The sequence below is a fragment of the Roseibium sp. ROS1 genome, from assembly GCF_054658215.1.
Genome location: NZ_BAAGIG010000002.1, coordinates 1495917 through 1514391 on the forward strand (window position 1 = coordinate 1495917; position 18475 = coordinate 1514391).

At 56.2% G+C, this 18475-nt stretch carries 16 protein-coding genes; 10 read left to right on the plus strand and 6 right to left on the minus strand.

What is annotated here, in order from left to right; genetic code table 11:
* Positions 1-3 precede the first annotated feature (3 nt).
* On the minus strand, positions 4-813 hold the full coding sequence (locus ACYQ6M_RS14925; RefSeq protein ID WP_152506474.1) for an alpha/beta hydrolase: 810 nt from the start codon (positions 811-813) through the stop codon (positions 4-6).
* Between the two features lie 152 nt (positions 814-965).
* Here ACYQ6M_RS14925 and ACYQ6M_RS14930 point away from each other — a divergent pair, with 152 nt between their 5' ends.
* From ACYQ6M_RS14930 to lexA, 3 genes are all read left to right on the plus strand, one after another.
* Entirely contained in the window at positions 966-2546 is a 1581-nt protein-coding gene (locus ACYQ6M_RS14930) for an acyl-CoA synthetase (RefSeq protein WP_460074458.1), read from the plus strand.
* Positions 2547-2638: 92 nt separating this feature from the next.
* A complete protein-coding gene (locus tag ACYQ6M_RS14935) occupies positions 2639-3442 on the plus strand; it encodes a hypothetical protein (RefSeq protein WP_460074459.1) in 804 nt (267 codons plus the stop codon).
* 121 nt (positions 3443-3563) lie between these two features.
* A complete protein-coding gene (gene lexA / locus ACYQ6M_RS14940) occupies positions 3564-4274 on the plus strand; it encodes a transcriptional repressor LexA (protein WP_460074461.1) in 711 nt (236 codons plus the stop codon).
* A 4-nt stretch (positions 4275-4278) separates the two neighbouring features.
* Here lexA and ACYQ6M_RS14945 read toward each other — a convergent pair whose 3' ends face one another.
* A complete protein-coding gene (locus tag ACYQ6M_RS14945) occupies positions 4279-6687 on the minus strand; it encodes a ComEC/Rec2 family competence protein (RefSeq protein WP_460074463.1) in 2409 nt (802 codons plus the stop codon).
* 131 nt (positions 6688-6818) lie between these two features.
* On the opposite strand from ACYQ6M_RS14945, the gene gltX reads away from it, so the two are divergent.
* From gltX to ACYQ6M_RS14980, 7 genes are all read left to right on the plus strand, one after another.
* Positions 6819-8243, plus strand: coding sequence for a glutamate--tRNA ligase (gltX, locus tag ACYQ6M_RS14950; protein WP_209171494.1), 1425 nt, complete (start codon positions 6819-6821; stop codon positions 8241-8243).
* Positions 8244-8479: 236 nt separating this feature from the next.
* Positions 8480-9772: a citrate synthase gene (gene gltA / locus ACYQ6M_RS14955; protein WP_022998477.1), complete on the plus strand. Its 1293-nt coding sequence runs from the start codon at positions 8480-8482 to the stop codon at positions 9770-9772.
* A gap of 436 nt (positions 9773-10208) precedes the next feature.
* Positions 10209-12635 carry a methyl-accepting chemotaxis protein gene (locus ACYQ6M_RS14960; RefSeq protein ID WP_460074466.1) on the plus strand — a complete coding sequence of 809 codons (2427 nt, stop codon included), beginning with the start codon at positions 10209-10211 and terminating at the stop codon, positions 12633-12635.
* A 510-nt stretch (positions 12636-13145) separates the two neighbouring features.
* A complete protein-coding gene (locus ACYQ6M_RS14965; protein WP_460074468.1) occupies positions 13146-13451 on the plus strand; it encodes a hypothetical protein in 306 nt (101 codons plus the stop codon).
* 68 nt (positions 13452-13519) lie between these two features.
* Entirely contained in the window at positions 13520-13681 is a 162-nt protein-coding gene (locus ACYQ6M_RS14970) for a hypothetical protein (protein WP_228868016.1), read from the plus strand.
* 86 nt (positions 13682-13767) lie between these two features.
* Positions 13768-14100 (plus strand): glycine-rich domain-containing protein, encoded by a 333-nt coding sequence (locus ACYQ6M_RS14975; protein ID WP_077292780.1) that lies wholly within the window; start codon positions 13768-13770, stop codon positions 14098-14100.
* Positions 14075-15124: an aminotransferase class I/II-fold pyridoxal phosphate-dependent enzyme gene (locus ACYQ6M_RS14980; RefSeq protein ID WP_460074470.1), complete on the plus strand. Its 1050-nt coding sequence runs from the start codon at positions 14075-14077 to the stop codon at positions 15122-15124. Before ACYQ6M_RS14975 ends, ACYQ6M_RS14980 begins: the two co-directional genes overlap by 26 nt.
* On the opposite strand, the gene lpxB is transcribed toward ACYQ6M_RS14980, so the two are convergent.
* The 4 genes from lpxB to fabZ are packed head-to-tail and all read right to left on the minus strand — an operon-like array spanning position 15105 to position 18466.
* Positions 15105-16277, minus strand: a complete 1173-nt coding sequence (gene lpxB / locus ACYQ6M_RS14985) for a lipid-A-disaccharide synthase (RefSeq protein WP_286133740.1) — start codon at positions 16275-16277, stop codon at positions 15105-15107. The genes ACYQ6M_RS14980 and lpxB overlap by 20 nt on opposite strands.
* 11 nt (positions 16278-16288) lie before the next feature.
* The gene (locus ACYQ6M_RS14990) at positions 16289-17194 is read right to left on the minus strand and encodes an LpxI family protein (protein ID WP_460074473.1); all 906 of its coding nucleotides are present in this window, start codon (positions 17192-17194) and stop codon (positions 16289-16291) included.
* Between the two features lie 3 nt (positions 17195-17197).
* Positions 17198-17995, minus strand: coding sequence for an acyl-ACP--UDP-N-acetylglucosamine O-acyltransferase (gene lpxA, locus ACYQ6M_RS14995; protein ID WP_460074475.1), 798 nt, complete (start codon positions 17993-17995; stop codon positions 17198-17200).
* 6 nt (positions 17996-18001) lie between these two features.
* Positions 18002-18466 carry a 3-hydroxyacyl-ACP dehydratase FabZ gene (gene fabZ / locus ACYQ6M_RS15000; RefSeq protein ID WP_022998467.1) on the minus strand — a complete coding sequence of 155 codons (465 nt, stop codon included), beginning with the start codon at positions 18464-18466 and terminating at the stop codon, positions 18002-18004.
* Between the last annotated feature and the right edge of the window lie 9 nt (positions 18467-18475).

Here is an 18475-nt window from a genome sequence, read left to right on the forward strand (position 1 = left end):
GGCTCAAGGGGCCAGCAAGGTTTCCGTCAGTTCACTATCGGGATCCTTCAAACCGTCTATGACATCGAAATGATGGCGGCCGGGATCCTCCTTGTAGGTGGCCATTGGCCAGGCATCCGCAAGGAGTTTCGATTGCCTTAGAAACTCCGGACGCTCCGCTCCACCGACCCAGGCGACAACCGGACAGTCGACGGCGGGCACCATCAATGCCGCACTTTCGGCCATGGCATCGTCTTCGTTCATCTGGAAGGACTTGTTCATCACCGTGTTTCTGAGCGGGCGAAGGTCGTGCAAACCGCTGATGGAAACAACACGCTCGATTCGATCCAGAACGTCTTTCGGCAACCGGCTGTCTTCGCAAATCATGCGTGTGACCAGATGCCCACCAGCGGAATGCCCGGCAAGACGGATCGGGCCACCGACGCGAGCAGCCGCCTTCGTAATCGCGACAGAGATTTGCCGCGTGATATCTGCGATCCGCGCATCAGGAGCCAGATCATACGACGGCATGCATACCGTCCAGCCTCTTGCCAGGCAGCCGCTAGAAAAATGCGACCAGGAACTTTTATCGAATCTCAGCCAGTAGCCACCGTGCACGAACACGACGAGCCCCTTGGACTTCCTCTGTGGCCGAAACACATCGAACCGCTGACGATCCCCTTCCCCGTAAACGACATCCAGATCCTTTTCGACCCAGCTTTTCCGGAAGGTTTCCGCTTCCTGTGCCCAGCGCACGATGAAATCGTCAGCGCCTGGAATATAGGCAGCATTTGAGTAGGCATCGTCCCAATCAATAATCGTCATCTCACTCATTCGAAATCCTCAGGCAAACGTCGAAACCGATCGGCGGCATACTTGCACGATTTACCTAGAAAGCGGAACGGTCTGAATGCCAATCTCAACTTGTCAAATGGACTGCCATCAACCTAACGTCTGAAAAACCAGTAGTCGGGAGGCAAACTTAGATGGTGGAGCGCTGTTCCAATCGCGTGGCCAATCTTGCGCATTTTCTGTCCAGGAACGCTGCCCGGTGGCCCTCAGGGCCTGCGGTTGTCGAGGATGGGGTCACCTTGAGCTGGTCAGAAATCGATTCGCGCGTCTCCGCACTTGCCAAAGGTCTCCAATCGGAATTCGGCGTTTCCAAGGGCGACGGCTTGCTGGTCCAGGCCCAGAACTCGCATCAGATGATAGAGATCATGTTGGCGGCATTTCGTCTGGGAGCCATCTGGGTTCCCTGCAATTTCAGACAGGCTCCGGGCGAGACGGCCTATGCTGCGGTAAAAGCGAAGGCGAAGGTTTTCCTGTGTGACGCTGATTTTGGTGCTCAGGCCGATGCAGTGCGAAACGCCAGAGATCAGCTGACACGATGCATTACAATTGGAGCCAGCGACTTTGGCACAAGCTATGAGGATCTCCTCTCCCGTTACCAGGGACAGGTCCTGCAGAACGAGGCAGTGGACTATAACGATCCCTGTTGGCTGTTCTTCACCTCAGGCTCGACTGGCCGCCCGAAGGCGGTTGTCCTCAGTCACGGGCAGATCGGATTCGTTTGCGTCAACTACATGGCAGACCTGTTGCCCGGGACGACGGAGCGCGATGCGTCGCTGGTCATAGCTCCATTGTCACACGGTGCAGGGTTGCAACTGATTGCCCAGCTATCAGTTGGTTCCACACATGTTCTCCTGCCCGGAGGTGGCTTCAATCCTTCGACTGCATTCGAGTTGATCGAAAAACACAAGGTCAGCAATCTCTTCACCGTTCCCACAATCGTCAAACGCCTGGTGGAAGACCCTTCTGTCGATCAGTACGATCACTCGAGCCTTCGTCACGTCATTTATGCGGGGGCTCCCATGTACAGGGAGGATCAGAAGCTGGCACTCCAGAAATTGGGGCACGTTCTGGTTCAATACTACGGACTTGGCGAGGTCACCGGAAACATCACCGTGCTACGGCCACAGGATCATTTTCTGGAGGATGGACCTGAGACACGCAGCGGCACATGCGGTACGGAGCGCACGGGTATAGAGGTTTCGATCCAGGACGAGGATGGCAATCATCTACCCCCCAATGAAACGGGTGAAGTTTGCGTCATCGGTTCGGCAGTCTGTGCTGGCTATCTGGAAGACGAAGACGCCAACCAGAAGTCTTTCCGGAACGGCTGGTTCCGCACCGGAGACATCGGTCACATGGATGTACAGCGCTACCTCTTCCTGACAGGCCGAGCGTCGGACATGTACATTTCTGGTGGCTCCAACGTCTACCCGAAGGAAGTCGAGGAAGTGCTGCTTACACATCCGGATATTTCCGAGGTCGCAATTCTCGGCATTCCGGACAGGCAATGGGGCGAAGTCGGCCTAGCCGTTTGTGTGGCTGCCCCAGACAAGTCACCCGACCCTCAGGAACTCAGCGACTATCTGAACGGCAAGATCGCCCGCTACAAGATGCCTGCACGTTATCTCTTCATTCCCGGAATGCCGACAAGCGCCTATGGCAAGATCACCAAGAAACTGGTGCGGGAGCATTTGACCGAGAAAGGCCTGTTGTGAGACGGCCCGCCCCCAGATCTCTGTCCGACATTCGTCATCCCGGCCCTTCTGCCATCAATCGGCTCCCACATGCCAGATGTCTGGCGAAACCATTGGAAATCTCCCTGGCAGAGCAAACTCCCTTGCTGGAGGCGCTGGGCCGCTTCGCCACGCACCAAGGACTGAGCTCCGCCGTTCTCGATCTTTCCGGGCTCACGCTCGAAGCGTTCGACTTCGTAATGCCTGCCTGTGCAATCGATGACCGACATGCAGCCTGGTACAGCGACACGCACTCTTCGAAAGGCGCAACGCTGGAGTCCGCAGTTGCCATTCTCGGGATACGAGATGGTGAATGGTTCGCTCATGTACACGCTTATTGGCACGAGGAAGAAGTCGAGCACCTTGGCCACTTACTGCCGCATACGCTGAAGGTTGCGCATCAGGGGGCTATCAAAGGGTACGGCCTGCAAGGCGCAGCGTTCGTGGCATCGCTGGATCCGGAAACCGAATTCACGCTGTTTCGTGTGCAACAGGATGACGAACAGTCACGGACAACCGACTACAATGCGCTTATCACCACACTCGCTCCGTTTGCCGACCTGACGGACAGCATCCAAGAACTCGCAAAAGAGCTGAAAGCACCCTCCTTCGAAGTCTATGGACTGGGCAGTCTGGCCGGAGCAGCGTTCCGCGATGCCCAGCCGATGACAGGTCTGATCTCCGAGATACTCCTGTCTGCAAACGCTGGCGCGAAACCGGAGCAAGAGCTTTGCGTCCCAATCCGCGCCGTCGATCTCGAAGGTGGACTGCATCGGGGCATTCTCACCGCTGGTGGCGCGCCGACTTTGATCACCTGTGAACTGCTGATCATGACCGGATCGAAGGACGACCTAAATCCGATATCGGAGACGGATTGAATACGGCAACTTGTTCGAAGCCAAGAACAGTAAGAGAACATTTACCCTTGCAGAACACAATGAGAACAGGTACCATGTTCTTGATTTGTACCAGATGTTTTCTCGGTCAGGGGACGCCTACATGCTGACGCGCAAGCAGTACGAACTGCTCATGTTCATTCACGAAAGACTGAAAGAAACCGGTGTGCCGCCGTCTTTCGACGAAATGAAGGATGCGCTCGACCTGCGCTCCAAGTCCGGCATTCACCGCCTGATCACCGCGCTTGAAGAACGTGGCTTCATCCGGCGCCTGCCAAACCGGGCCAGAGCCATGGAGGTTGTTCGTCTTCCGGACTCCATCGCACCCGGCTTGGGCGCTCCACGACCAAGAGGCAGCTTCTCACCTGAAATCATTGAAGGCTCACTCGGCAAACCGGAGCCGGAAAAAGCTGCACCGGTGCCAGTGTCCAGTGTTACGGAAATTCCCGTCATGGGCCGCATTGCAGCCGGCGTGCCCATCGAGGCCATTCAAACACACAGCCATACCATCACAGTGCCGCAGGACCTGCTTGGTCGCGGGGAACACTACGCGCTGGAGGTTCGTGGTGATTCCATGATTGAGGCGGGCATTCTGGACGGTGATACCGTTCTTATCCGCCGGACCGACAGCGCCGACAGTGGCGACATCGTGGTTGCACTCGTGGACGATGAAGAAGCCACCTTGAAACGGCTGCGCAAGAAAGGCGCTTCCATCGCTCTTGAAGCAGCCAACCCGGCATATGAAACCAGGATCTTCGGTCCCGGCCGCGTTCGTGTTCAGGGCCGCCTCGTTGCCCTGTTTCGTCAGTACTGACCAGTCACTCCTCTGCGCGCGCTTCGGCCACCGAGGCGCGCTCGGCTAGACGCAGGCTGTCTCTTGTTACCGTTCCCTGCTGATGCCAGGGGCGCGGTGGGTCAGGGATGGCAAACTTCAGTTTCCCGATTTTCAGATTTTCGTTTGGCGGATGGCCCGGTCCACTGGCACCGCTCGTAGCATTCGCGGCCTCGCTGAAATCACCGGGCGATAGCCAGATGGAGACGGCACCACGTTCGGTGCGCGTACCGTGATCCAGAACGAGGGCTGCACCGCAGCTCTCCGGAGCGACAAGATCGGTCACGACCAAATCGGCATATCGGCAATCCAGCTGAAACGCTTCAAATGTCTTTGGCTGCGCGATTGCAAGAAACGATTGCCTGCCATCCAACCGTTCTGCGTCCTCTGAATTGACGTAGGCCCTGATGACACAACCGTCCTCATCGCAATTTCTTTGAGGCGATTTCATCTTGCGCGACAAGATCGCATCATTCCTCACTCCTTCCGACTGCAGCCAGAGATCACTTGCAAACGATCTTCCCCTTGCTGCGTAGCGCAAAATTCCCGTTTCATCGCGGGCAGCAATTCGAGAGCCGCTTGCAGCAATCTGGATATCCGGAGGCCGGCTGGTGAGAACAATCAATATTCCTGCGACGAGAGGCACTCCTGCGAGCACACGCTTTCTGCCAGGCACCAACAATCCGGCAAATAATGATGATAGCAACAGCAATGCAGCAGCCCCGTCGAGCCTTCCGGAAGTTCCGCCGCCGGCATCAAGGGCTGCGGTAAAGGAAGCAACCTTCAACAGAAGTGAAACTCCGAAAGACATGACAGCCAGAGGGAGAGCCGCAAGGCCGAAGGGCATCAGAACGAATGCAAATACTCCCATCGGCATCACAACAAGTGAAAACACCGGCATTCCCAGCAAGTTGCCGACAAGGCCATAGGGCGCAATGCGGCTGAAGTGATGAGCTCCTATAATGCCGGTCGCCAGCCCTGCGACCAATGCGGTGACAAACAGCCCTGCAACCCACTTGCCGAGGTAAAGACAAGTCGCCATGCCCCATCCGGACAGTCTTTCACCAGATGACAGGGAACGATCTCGCTGCCGCCACAGGTCATATACGGCGACCAGGCAGATCACGGCAGCGAAGGACATCTGGAAGCCGGGAAAAAACAACCGCTCAGGAGCAATCAGCAAGAGTACGAGGCCAGCCAACGCTACGCTTCGCAGGGTCAGGCCGCGTCGCCCCACCAGAATTCCGACAAAGACAATCGCGATCATCAGGAACGAGCGCTGCGTCGCAACCGCACCACCGGACAGAAGCAGATAGACAACTGCAGCACCAAGGGCTGAAAGCGCGGCCCATTTGTGCACCGGCCACCTGAGCGTCAGGATCGGCACCAAGGAAAAGAGCAGCAAGACCGCCCCATAGGCGCCGCCGGCAAAGAGCGCCATATGCAGTCCGGAAATTGCAAGAATGTGAGCCAGTCCGGCGGCCCGCAAAATCTCTTCCTGCTCGTCGGTTATTCCGCTGCGGTCTCCAACCAGAAGAGCAACGATCAGTGCGGTTTCCGGCCGTTCCGAAAGATTGCCCCTGATACGCTCCGCAAGGTCTATTCGAAGCTTGGCAACGGCAACGGCTGGGCGAAATTCATTTCCAGCCTCCTCAGTCTCGATGACCTCGGGAGACCCGAAACTGAAACCCGTCGCACCTATCTGCTGAAAGAAGGCCCGGAAGGAATAATCGTATCCTCCTGGAAAGACGGGACCTGCAGGGGGAAACAACCGCGCACTGACGCTCACGGTGCGCCCCACTTCAATGTCGCTTCCTGCCGGAACGCGCAAGCGCACCTTGGCGGGAAACTCGCCCTCCTCGACAGGACGCCCATTGACCGAGGATACGGCCAGCACGATCCGGTGACCGGCTGCCGCGCTGTCAATCTCTTCTATGTAGCCAGCAAGATCTGCGTTCATCTGTTCGGCAAGGCGCGGCGCCGAAACATATGCCGTGCGAAGACTGGAAGCTGCCAGTCCGGCAAAGAATGCCAGGAAGAGAACGACGGAAACCGCCACCGTGCCGCGCAGCTTCACACGCCAGAGTACCGCGCTTACCAGCACGACCAGAACTCCCAACAGAACCCAGGAAGGTTCTTCAGGCAACCAAACGTAAACACCAATTCCCGCAGCAAACGCGAAGGCACACCACAACAGCCCTTGCGAATCCCAAAGACGATCTGCTGACGCATTGTGAGCAAAATAAGTGTGACCAGCACCCGCTAGCCTTGAACGCCGTTTCTCACGCACTTCAGGCGTGAGCACGGCAGGTGATAAATCCTCGCGCTCAACATCAAGGGTTGCCGTTTGCGACCGGCCGGCAGAAATATCGAGCGGACCGGACCGTGACGTCACTTCAGCTCCTCATTTTGGTCCAAGAAATGGCCGGAGCCCCTATTTAGCCTCGCCAAAGCCTGTGCTAAGACCGCGCCACCAATTCGGCGCGCTCCGCGCCGTCATACTGACAGAGACTTTCATAAAGCACCATGGCACAGAACATCGTCACGCGCTTCGCCCCGTCCCCGACCGGGTTCCTGCATATCGGCGGCGCCCGCACCGCGCTCTTCAACTGGCTCTTCGCGCGTCATCACGGCGGCAAGATGCTGCTGCGGATCGAAGATACGGACCGGGCTCGCTCCACGCAGGAAGCGGTGGACGCATTGATTGACGGCCTGTCCTGGCTAGGGCTCGACTGGGACGGAGACCCGATCTCCCAGTTTTCCCGTGTTGAGCGCCACAAGGAAGTGGTCGAGGAAATGCTGGCCAACGGCACCGCCTATCGCTGCTACAGCACCCCGGAAGAGCTCGACGCCATGCGCGAGAAAGCCCGCGCCGAGGGCAAGCCGCCTCGCTATGACGGGACATGGCGCGAGCGAGACGCCTCCGAAGCCCCGGCCGGCGTTGACCCAGTCATCCGCATCAAGGCCCCTCAGGAAGGCGAGACGGTGGTCGACGATCTCGTACAGGGTCGCGTCGTGATCCCGAACAAGGACCTTGATGACTTCGTACTGATGCGCTCCGACGGGACGCCGACTTATATGCACGCTGTTGTGGTGGACGATCACGACATGGGCATCACGCACGTCATCCGCGGCGTCGATCACTTGACGAATGCAGCTCGCCAGACGCTCATCTTCAAGGCTCTGGGATGGGATGTGCCGGCAATGGCGCATATTCCGCTCATTCACGGGCCGGACGGCGCAAAACTTTCCAAACGTCACGGTGCGACCGGCGCCGAAGCCTATCGCGAGATGGGCTATCTGCCGCAGGCCATGCGGAATTATCTGGCACGTCTCGGCTGGAGCCATGGTGACGAGGAAATCATTTCGCTCGAAGACATGATCAAGTGGTTCGGTTTCGACGCCGTCGGCCAGTCGGCTGCGCGTTTCGATTTCAAGAAACTTGAGAACCTCAACGGTCATTACATGCGCGCGACCGATGACGGCGAATTGCTGAGCCATTGGAAGGTCTATCTCGCACACGCCGAAGGCGGCGACCGGATTCTCGCCTGGCTTGCCGATGGTGACAACGAGAACACCGCACTTGCAGCACTTCCCGGACTGAAGGAACGGGCCAAGACCCTGGTCGAACTGACGGAAAGCGCCTCCTATCTGTGGCGTCAGCGCCCGCTCGACACCGACGAAAAGGCCCAGAAGATCCTGGACGACGACGCCCGGGCGATCCTGAAGGATCTTCACGAAGTTCTTTCCAGCGCTTCTGACTGGAGCGCGGACCCGCTGGAAACTGCTGTAAAGGCCTACGCGGAAGACAAGGAATTGAAACTGGGCAAGGTGGCTCAGCCGCTACGGGCCGCGCTGACGGGCCGAGGCACGTCACCCGGCATTTATGACGTCCTGATCGCTCTTGGCCGGGAAGAATCCCTTGCCAGAATTCAGGATCAGGCAGCCTGAGACAAAGCACTGCCGGATGCATTTTTAGGCAAAAGCCAAGCTTCCGGCAGTCGCTCTGGTTGGCGAAATCCGTCTTTGACCAAAGCGTTATATCGGCCAGCTTGCGGCAGTGCAGTAAATGGGCTACGCAAGACGCGAAAAAGTCTCCAGTGCTGGTCCGGCAACCGGAAACGGGACCCATCGCCTGAAGGGTCAAACCAGGACAGCACATCCGTTTAACGTAAAGGGGTTTCTGAATGGCCGACAACAACGCCAAGCTCAATGTCGGTGGTAACGACCACGCATTCGACGTTCTTGACGGATCCATCGGACCGTCGGTTGTGAACATCTCGTCCTTGTACAAGGACACCGGCATGTTCACCTACGACCCGGGCTTCACCTCCACCGCCTCCTGCGAGTCCAAGATCACCTATATTGATGGTGACGAAGGCACCCTGCTCTACCGCGGGTACCCGATCGAGCAGCTTGCCGACCACGGCGACTTCCTGGAGTCCTGCTATCTTCTGCTCTACGGCGAACTGCCGACGAAGACCCAGAAGGACGACTTCGTCAATCGTGTGACCTACCACACGATGATCCACGAACAGATGAACCGTTTCTTCTCCGGTTTCCGTCGCGACGCCCACCCGATGGCAGTCATGGTCGGAACGGTTGGGGCGCTGTCCGCCTTCTATCACGACTCGACCGACATCACCGATCCGCACCAGCGCATGGTTGCCTCCCTGCGCATGATCGCGAAGATGCCGACCATCGCTGCAATGGCTTACAAGTACCACGTTGGTCAGCCATTCGTTTATCCGCGCAACGACCTGAGCTATGCGGCAAACTTCCTGCATATGTGCTTTGCGGTCCCTTGCGAGGAATACAAGGTGAACCCGGTTCTGGCCCGCGCCATGGATCGCATCTTCATTCTTCACGCCGACCATGAGCAGAATGCATCGACCTCCACGGTTCGTCTGGCAGGTTCTTCCGGTGCAAATCCGTTTGCCTGTATCGCAGCCGGTATCGCTTGCCTCTGGGGGCCGGCACATGGCGGCGCCAATGAAGCAGCGCTCAACATGCTGTCGGAAATCGGCTCCGTGGACCGCATTCCGGAATATGTCGCTCGTGCCAAGGACAAGAACGACCCATTCCGTCTGATGGGCTTTGGTCACCGCGTCTACAAGAACTACGACCCGCGTGCGCGCATCATGCAGAAGACCACGCACGAAGTTCTCGGCGAGCTTGGCATCAAGGACGATCCGCTGCTGGACGTTGCCATGGAGCTCGAAAAAATCGCGCTCAACGACGAATATTTCGTCGAGAAGAAGCTGTACCCGAATATCGACTTCTATTCCGGCATCACGCTGCGCGCGCTTGGCTTCCCGACCACGATGTTTACCGTTCTGTTCGCTCTGGCCCGTACCGTCGGCTGGATCGCCCAGTGGAAGGAAATGGTGGAAGATCCGTCCCAGCGCATCGGCCGTCCGCGTCAGCTCTACACTGGTGAGAAACTGCGCGACTACACGCCGATCGACCAGCGCCGCTAAGGCCGCACACAGACAAACGCCTGGAATTTGCAGCAGCATTTCAACTGAATGCATATCAAAACGGAAGACGCTCGGCTTTATTGCCGGGCGTCTTCTTTATTTTGTTACCCAGCGGAAACAAAACAAATCCAAGAAATATTTTTCCTTCTCATTCGAGGCAAGAAAAAAAGCATTCACCTGTCATTATTCTTGAGAATAGAAAATATCGAATATTTTTCGAAAAATAAAATGAAACAAAAAAATAAAAAACACGCATTTAAAACTCGAAACGATATTGTTCAAACTCCCCAAAGTTACATATGATATAAAGAATTAATCGTTATAATTACACCATAAATTCCCGTAATAGAGAATTTTCACGAATAATAAGGAATCTTTGCTTACCCTTTCAAACAAATAGCGCGCATTGAACACGCTGGGGTTTCGAGGGGTTAACATGAGTTTCCTAAAGTTCGCTTCTGACTTGAAGTTTGGGGTAAAAGTCGGCGGTAGTTTTGCTGCCGTTGTTGCCCTTACGGGCATTGTAGGTGGTGTTGGCGCATACAGCGTCTTGACCCTCTCGGAGCGCATGGAGGTTGCCAAACAGTCAACTTCCGCCATTGCACAGTTGCAAAACCTGGCAAGCAAGAAGGAAAGCTTCCTGTCCTCACAGGACCTTCAGACAGCTGAGGCAACAATCTCCGACATCGGTGTGTTGAGTGCCGAACTTGAAACGCTCCAGAACCAGCTTAAGGCTGATCCCGAAGCTCAGGTTCCAGTCGCTGAAGCAGCTAATGCTGTAAAGCAATTCCGTGAGGCTTTCGAAGAGGTCGTCGGCCTGACGCAGACACAGACCTCAAAGCAACAGCAACTTGATGGCGCTGTGCAAAATCTTGAGAAGATCTCTTCGGAGATCCTCGGCAAGGCCCTGATGGCGCGAGACGGCGTCAGCCAGGACGAAACAAACGCACGCAAGACGCTGGTGCTCGCCAACAAGGTCGGCCAGGCTGCTGCCGGTTTCCAGGAAGAGGCGCTTACTCTTCAAAATCTTTTCAACGCTGCAGCCAACAACGCCAAGCAGCTTTCGGATATCAAGGATCGGGTTGCCCTGCTTGTTCCTTCTGCCAAGCAGATGGCCGCAAACAGTTTTGACGGCGTCGACCCGGGCAAGTTCCAGCAGCTTGCTGCCAAAACGGCCGAACTGGAGCAGACACTCGGCAAACTGACCGAGACGAAGGACTACATCGCGATCTTCGACCTGACTGATGCCGCAAAGGCGGGGTTCGAGCAGCTTGTTTCCGATGTGAAGGAAATCCGTTCACAGGCAAATGTGGCCATCGACAGTGTCTATGCACAGGCTGACCAGATCAACCAGCGTTTCTATGTCGTCGACAGTGTCGCGGACACGGTTATGCAGATCGAGGCAGACGCAAACGCAGTAAAGGCCGCCGCGTTCTACTTCATGCTGTCGCCGAGCGATACGTCCCAGCAGACCGTGACGACTGGTATCGAGGGCCTCGACAAACTGGCGTCCCGGCTCGAATCGAGCGCCAAGGACTTCCCGGCGATCTCCGACATCGTCCCGGCTGTGAAGAGCTCTATCGACAGCTTCGCTGCGAGTTTTTCCGAACTGGCTTCAAACCAGCTCCAGCTCGCCGAACAGATCGACACCATGACGGAACTGTCTCAGACAGTGCAGACGCAAATCACCACCATCTCCACCAATCAGAGCGCTGCTGCACAAGCCTCCAGCACCAGCGCACTTGGCGTTATCAGCCTCGCCCTTCTGACAGCCATCCTGGCGGGCGTTGGGATGGCTATCGCACTCAATTTCGCGGTAACACGCCCTCTCCGCCGGACCACCGAAACCATGTCCCGCCTGGCGGAAGGTGACACGGATGTCGAGATCGACGGTATCGGGCGCGGTGACGAGATTGGCGACATGAGCCGAACCATGCAGGTCTTCCGCGACAACGCTGTTGAGCGACTGCGCCTGCAGTCGGAAACAGAGCAAGACCAGCACCTGCGTGCAGAGCGGCAAGCCCGCATTGAGGCGCTGATTTCCGGTTTCCGTGAGAAAGCGACAGAAGTCCTGGGCTCCGTTGCAGAAACGGCACAGACACTTGATGGCACCGCTCAGGATCTCAGCGCTATCGCCAGCCAGAACTCCAGCCTTGCCGATAGCACCTATGGTGTAACCGACGAAGCGACACAGAACGTTCAGACGGTTGCAAGCGCCGCAGAGGAGCTTGCCGCTTCTATTCAGGAAATCTCCCGTCAGGTGAACCAGACCACGCAGGTTGTCGATCGGGCAACCGAAGGCACACAGGTCACCAACGAAAAGGTTCAAAGCCTTTCGACAGCAGCCACCAAGATCGGCGAAGTCGTCAACCTGATCCAGGCGATTGCAGAGCAGACCAATCTCCTGGCCCTCAATGCAACGATCGAAGCCGCACGCGCCGGCGAGGCTGGCAAAGGTTTTGCAGTCGTTGCCGCCGAAGTGAAGGAACTGGCAACCCAGACGTCCAAGGCCACCGAGGAAATCAGCTCGCAGATCTCCGAAATCCAGAACGCAACCAAGGACGCCGTTGTCGCAATTGAGGCGATCACACAGACTATGGAAGAGGTCAACGAATACACCTCAACCATTGCAGCGGCAGTCGAACAGCAAGGTGCTGCAACGAGCGAAATCTCGGTCAACGTTCAGCGGGCTGCCGAGGGCACAGGTTCCGTCAAGACCAACATGTCGGATCTATCGCAGGCAGTCGCCCAGACCAGTCAGAACGCCAATCTGGTTCTCGGCGCTTCAAGCGAATTGTCGCAGAAAACCGATATTCTGAAGAATGAAGTCGGGCATTTCCTGGACAACGTAGCCAACGCCTGAACGAAGCAACCTGATCCCACGAGACTTGGAAAAACCGGGGGCGAACTGCACCCGGTTTTTGTTTGTCTGGCCTGCACCTGTTCATCGGAACCTCCAAAAGCGTGCCCCAAACAGGGGCGCGACTGCTTCATGTCTTAATTTTCAGCATGAAAATGTCGTCGCGACAGAGTTACCATTTCAGCGAAAGCTGAGCTTTTCTCGCGTAAAAACAACCACTTGAAGAAGACAAGAATATTCACAATATTCCAATCAATATTCGTAAAAATACCATCGATTAAGCAGAAATTCACCTAAAGTTAGTTTGTATAAATTCATCAACCTTATTCGGTTAGCACTTAAAAAATTTGCTGATACGCTCCTCTAGTCATTTCGTTTCTTTAAAATGAAGGGAGAAGTTGATGAATGCTCGTAGTATTAAATCACTTACAGTTGCGGCAACAATTAGCCTCTTCGGGTTGCCAGCAATCGCAGCCGACGTAAGTCTTTCCTTTGACAAGATAACAACTGTCGATGCTGACGGTGACATGTCGGTGTGCACCAAAAGGTATGGATCCGGTTACAAAACCAAGCGCATCTGACAAAGGCGCTGAGCACCGTGTGACGGACAACGGACACTCCTTCAAAGTAGTCAGCAACGATGTTTCTCAGAACATGGGGGTCGTTTCGTTTCACAATACCTACCTGATGTCCTTTGATGGTGAAACGGACCCTGTTTCAGCTGAGCTGTGGGCGACAGGTCTGGTCGGCGAACCGGTGTTCCGTGGAACTTTCTCGGATGGCACCTGCCGCGGCCACGTTGATATGTCAGCGTCCTGAACCGGCGAAGCCGCAACTTCTATAATTTCCTTCTTGTTTCCGCATTCATTGAATTGGGAGAAAATCACATGAAAAATCTCTTGAAACTCTACCAGAAAGCAAATCGTTTTCCGCACGACATCAACCAGGCCGACAGCAAGGCTCTCTGCTACGGCGGTCATTGCGTTGTACACATTGATCCCTCTGCCGAGGTCGAAACGGCCGACCGTAAAACGTCAGAAAAGAAGTAACCCTTCCAACATTTAACCGTTTCCCGGGCGAAAAGGTGAGCCTTCGTTCGCCCCGGGAATCGGTCATCAAGGAGAAAGGGAATGCGATGCCGTCAGCTGAATTTGCCTTGCCCTTCGATACTGTCGATGAGCTTGATCTGGAATGCATCATCACCAAGTTGACTGCCTCGGATACCGCCGGCGGATACAACTGGCCTGTCTCCTCGGCCCGCAAGGTTGAAGAGGCCTACAGGTCGTTCCTCAAATCTGCCAGAGACCAGATGCAATGTGGCGCCGACACGAGTGTGCACCTGCAGCCAACCCACGTCGTCGATATCTTCTGGCACACCCACATCCTCTTCACGCGAAAATACTTCAAGGACTGCGAAGCGGTCTTCGGACAATATCTGCACCATGAACCAGTTTTGCCCAGTCAGTAACCGTCTCAAACACCCGAGAACTGCTGCTCCCTTCAGGCTGGATCATCTTCTGAAGGAGCGCCAGGACCTTTTCAGGTGGCCCAAAACCTTCGAAGCTGACATTCATGCAATAACTGCCAACATTGGCGAAGCTGCCAGCGCGGACGTACTGGCCGGGATTGAAACGGACCTTCAGGAAAAAGCCGAGAGAGCAGCGCGCACTGCTTTGGGACTTTCGGATGGTGTCTCGGCTGTCTTCGGCCACAGTATTATCCAGCTCCTGGAGCAGGTTCTGATCACCCGATCCGAGAACCATCCAGTGTCGACCTTGAACAGGGATTTCTTCTTGTTCGACAAGACCTTGATGAAACTCGGTATCGCACAGGAGAAGTTCCCGACACTGGACGAGCTGATCAGGAAATCTCCTTCGCATCACACTGTCCTGCTAAGTGCCCCAAACAATCCGACCACGCAGGATCTTTCACCCTGTGAACTGGAGAGCCTGGTGAGTGCCAGAGAAGGACTGGTGCTCCTGGACGAGGCTTACGTGCTTTTCTCAAAAGCCCCAGAACACCGCCTCGCCTTTTTGAAGAAGCATCCCAACCTGGTTCTTTTGCGCGGCACCTCAAAGAGCGGTCTCGCGGGGATAGGACTTGGCTACATGCTTTGTTGCGAGACAACTGCCGTGGAGTTCCTGCAGTCGCGTGTGAGCAGTATGATAAGTGCCATTCAAGCCGCCATGGCGATACGCTTGTTCGGCAAATACGATGAGCTCCGGCGCATGGCAGCCCGTCTCGCAGGCATGCGCGACGACACTGGACGCAGGATCGCGCAGGAGACCCGATGCCATCCGGTTTCTGGCAGTTGTGACTTTCTTCTGTTACGCACTGGACGCAGCGATTGCAGCGAAATCGTCCGCACGATGAATGACAGTGGAATACCCGCACTCGCCTATCAACGGCTGCCCGGTTATGAAGACGTGGTGAAACTGTTCCCTGCCGCTTTTGAGCGAGGCGACGACATCGTCAGGATTCTGTCTTCATAGCAGCAAGCACGACATCGGCCGCAGCCCCGCGCTGGCTATGCCCATCCGGCAAGCGCATGACATCATCAAGCTTTTGCAGATGCTCGATCTGTTTCTGGCGTTCAGGACCGCTGTTCAGAAGCTCAACGAGATGGTTCGCCAGCACCTTTGGCTGCACTTCCTCATCAAGGAACTCCGGGATGGCTTTTGTTCCCAGGATGATGTTTGGCAGGACAAAAGAATCAACGCTCGAGAATTTGAAGACCCGGTTGAGTTCCTTCATCCGTCTGAAAAACCAGTCGACCTTGTAGGCAACGACCATCGGAACGCCTGACAGAGCTAACTCAAGTGAAACAGTGCCGGACGCGGCCAAGGCTGCGTGCGCCTTTCGGAAGGCCGCCCGCTTGGCGTCCAGGCCGGTCACAATCTCGACCGGAACAGGCCAATGGGCCGTATCCTGCCGGATCTTGTCTTCAAGGTGCGCGACTGCCGGCAGAATAACCTTGAGCCCGGGCAACTTTTCTTTGACGATCGCAACAGTCTTAGCGAAGTCGCCTAGCAACCTGTCAATTTCGCTTCGCCGGCTCCCCGGCAGCACAAGCAGGATCTTCTCGTTTGCCTCTACAGGCGCTCTTTCGCCAACCGAGGGGCGCAGTTCGGATGCGATTTCACTCAAGGGATGGCCGACGTAATGGGTGCGCGGGCCACCGAGCTTGCGGTGCACATCAGGTTCAAACGGCAACAAGGCCAGAAGGTCGTCGACGTAGACGCTCATCTTGCGGGCCCGGCCTGGACGCCAAGCCCAGACAGAAGGTGAAACATAACCAACGATGGGTATGTGCGGCGCGCGCTTGCGCACGCGCTTGGCAACGTTATGCGTAAAGTCCGGACTGTCGACGATAACCAGAATATCCGGATTGGCCGCAACCACGGCATCCACGGTCTGGTAGACCCGCTTGATGATCAACGGCAATCTGGCGAGTACTGCCGTCAATCCCATGACGGAAACATCAGACATGTCAAAGAAGCTTTTGAGGCCCAGAGACATCATCCGTTCGCCGCCGACACCGCAGTAACGAACACCTACGCCCAAACGTTCGTTGAGCGCCTTCATCAATTCCGACCCGAGCTGGTCACCAGATTCTTCGCCTGCAACCAGGCAAATCGTGGGCATTTTTCCTGTCATCACGAACGCTCGTCCGATTGTCCCTTTGAGGTGACCCCGAACCTGGTGCCGTGCTCTATACCGATGACAAAAAGGCCGGCGTTATCCGCCTTCTTGAGCGTCTCTTCCTTTTCCGCGATCAGTGCGCCACTCGCCTCAACTGCAATGCCGGCAAGGCCTGCTGCAGCTGCGAGGTCAATAGTCATGGGGCCGACGGTTGGAAGATCCACCCGCAAATCCTGGTTCGGCTTTGCTGTCTTTACCAAGACACCCGCGCGGCCTTTGGAACGGATCCTGCCAATGCGCTTGAGCTCCGCGCAGCGCTGAAGCATGGCGTCGGTCCCTTCTGCCCCCTCAAGCGCAACGACCCGCCCACCAACAGCAATCGCCGCCTGACCGATATCGAGTTCACCGAGCTTTTCCGTCGCCCGCAAGGCCAGCTCAGCGTCCCGCCAGTCTCCCTGGTTCGGCTGAACTTTGCCAAGCACACCACTTGAGGCAAGCAGTTGCGGCGCCACATCCTTGATCCCCACAACGCGATACCCCTCAACTTCAAACAGCCGGATCACCTTGGTCAACAGACTGTCATCACCGCCGGCCAGTGCCCGGATAATCGTCGGCAATCGCTTCAAGGTACCCAAATCGCCAAGTATGGACGTGAAATCAGGGCGCCTGGAGACACCTCCGATCAGAAGCACGTCCCGACACCCGGTCTTTTTCAGAAATTTGTAAAGCCGGCCGATTTCACCCCAGCCGAGTTCGGTATCGGCCTGCGCCCGCGTGCGTTCATCAGCCTCGCCCTTGATGGCGATAATCCTGAATTCACGTCCGGCGCTGTCGAGCGCTTCAGCGATCTGACAGGGCAGACTGCCATTGCCTGCGATCAGGGCAAGGCGTGGCTTCAGTCCCGTATCTGCCCCGTTCATCCGTCAGTCTTCGCTGCGCGGTGTGCAGAACCGGCGGTCTACCTTTTCAAGGATGAAGTCGGTAACCGTCTTGACCAGGGGCTGATCGGCACCTTCTGCAGCAACAGCTTCCGCCCGGCTGCGCAAGGTTCCTTCGGAGCTCTCAAACAGCGCGCGATAAGCTGCCCGCAAAGCGTGGATCTGCTCCCGAGGCAAGCCCTTGCGCTTGAGACCAACCAGATTGAGACCGGCAAGACGTGCGCGGTCACCAATCACTGAACCATAGGGAATGACGTCGAATTCGACCCCGGTCATTCCGCCGACGATCGCACCGGTTCCAACGCGAGACCATTGCCGGACCGCACTCAAGCCGCCCAGAATGACGAAGTCGTCAAGCTCGACGTGACCTGCAAGCGTGGCGTTGTTCGCCAGAATTGCGTGATTGCCGACCTGACAATCGTGGCCGACATGCGAGCTCATCATGAACAGGCAATTGTCACCGACCCTGGTATAGCCACCGCCACCTTCCGTACCGGGGCTCATGGTGACATGTTCACGGATCTGATTGTTGGCGCCGATTTCCAGAAAGCTCACTTCACCCGCGAACTTGAGATCTTGTGGCTTGTGACCAATGCTGGCGAAGGGAAAGATATGCGTTTTGGCACCCACACTCGTGTGGCCCGTGACGACGACATGCGACTCCAGGATAACTCCGTCAGCAAGTTTCACGTTCGGGCCAACTGTAGAATAAGGCCCGATTCGAACGCCCTCGCCGATTACGGCCCCGTCTTCGACTATGGCCGTTGGATGTATGTCAGTCATATTTCCTCACGCATCTACCAGCATGGCGCTGACTTCAGCTTCTGCGACCTTGTTGCCATCTACCTTGGCAACGGCGTCGAACTTCCAGATGTTGGAGCGTTGCTTGATCTTCTTGACGTGGAAATGAACCTGATCACCAGGCTCAACAGGCCGGCGGAACTTCGCCTTGTCGATGGTCATGAAATAGACAAGCTGCGGCGGCGCATCGTCACCACGGGCATGAACGCAAAGGGCCCCGGCTGTCTGTGCCATGGCTTCGATCAGAAGAACACCCGGGAAAACGGGCCGCTCCGGAAAATGTCCGGTGAAGTGCGGTTCGTTGATGGTGACGTTCTTGATGCCGATGCAGCTGTTGTCCCCATCCATCTCGATGATCTTGTCGATCAGAAGAAAAGGATACCTGTGCGGCAGCAGCTTCATGATCCGCATGATGTCTGCGCTGGCAAGTGTTTTGTTTTCTGCGTCTTCCATATAATACCC

Excerpts from the sequence above, each read along its gene's own strand:
- ACYQ6M_RS14925 (WP_152506474.1), bottom strand. The coding sequence starts at position 813 with ATGAGTGAGATGACGATTATTGATTGGGACGATGCCTACTCAAATGCT.
- ACYQ6M_RS14930 (WP_460074458.1), top strand. The coding sequence starts at position 966 with ATGGTGGAGCGCTGTTCCAATCGCGTGGCCAATCTTGCGCATTTTCTG.
- lexA (WP_460074461.1), top strand. The coding sequence starts at position 3,564 with ATGCTGACGCGCAAGCAGTACGAACTGCTCATGTTCATTCACGAAAGA.
- gltX (WP_209171494.1), top strand. The coding sequence starts at position 6,819 with ATGGCACAGAACATCGTCACGCGCTTCGCCCCGTCCCCGACCGGGTTC.
- gltA (WP_022998477.1), top strand. The coding sequence starts at position 8,480 with ATGGCCGACAACAACGCCAAGCTCAATGTCGGTGGTAACGACCACGCA.
- ACYQ6M_RS14960 (WP_460074466.1), top strand. The coding sequence starts at position 10,209 with ATGAGTTTCCTAAAGTTCGCTTCTGACTTGAAGTTTGGGGTAAAAGTC.
- ACYQ6M_RS14965 (WP_460074468.1), top strand. The coding sequence starts at position 13,146 with ATGCTGACGGTGACATGTCGGTGTGCACCAAAAGGTATGGATCCGGTT.
- ACYQ6M_RS14970 (WP_228868016.1), top strand. The coding sequence starts at position 13,520 with ATGAAAAATCTCTTGAAACTCTACCAGAAAGCAAATCGTTTTCCGCAC.
- ACYQ6M_RS14975 (WP_077292780.1), top strand. The coding sequence starts at position 13,768 with ATGCCGTCAGCTGAATTTGCCTTGCCCTTCGATACTGTCGATGAGCTT.
- ACYQ6M_RS14980 (WP_460074470.1), top strand. The coding sequence starts at position 14,075 with ATGAACCAGTTTTGCCCAGTCAGTAACCGTCTCAAACACCCGAGAACT.
- lpxB (WP_286133740.1), bottom strand. The coding sequence starts at position 16,277 with ATGCCCACGATTTGCCTGGTTGCAGGCGAAGAATCTGGTGACCAGCTC.
- ACYQ6M_RS14990 (WP_460074473.1), bottom strand. The coding sequence starts at position 17,194 with ATGAACGGGGCAGATACGGGACTGAAGCCACGCCTTGCCCTGATCGCA.
- lpxA (WP_460074475.1), bottom strand. The coding sequence starts at position 17,995 with ATGACTGACATACATCCAACGGCCATAGTCGAAGACGGGGCCGTAATC.
- fabZ (WP_022998467.1), bottom strand. The coding sequence starts at position 18,466 with ATGGAAGACGCAGAAAACAAAACACTTGCCAGCGCAGACATCATGCGG.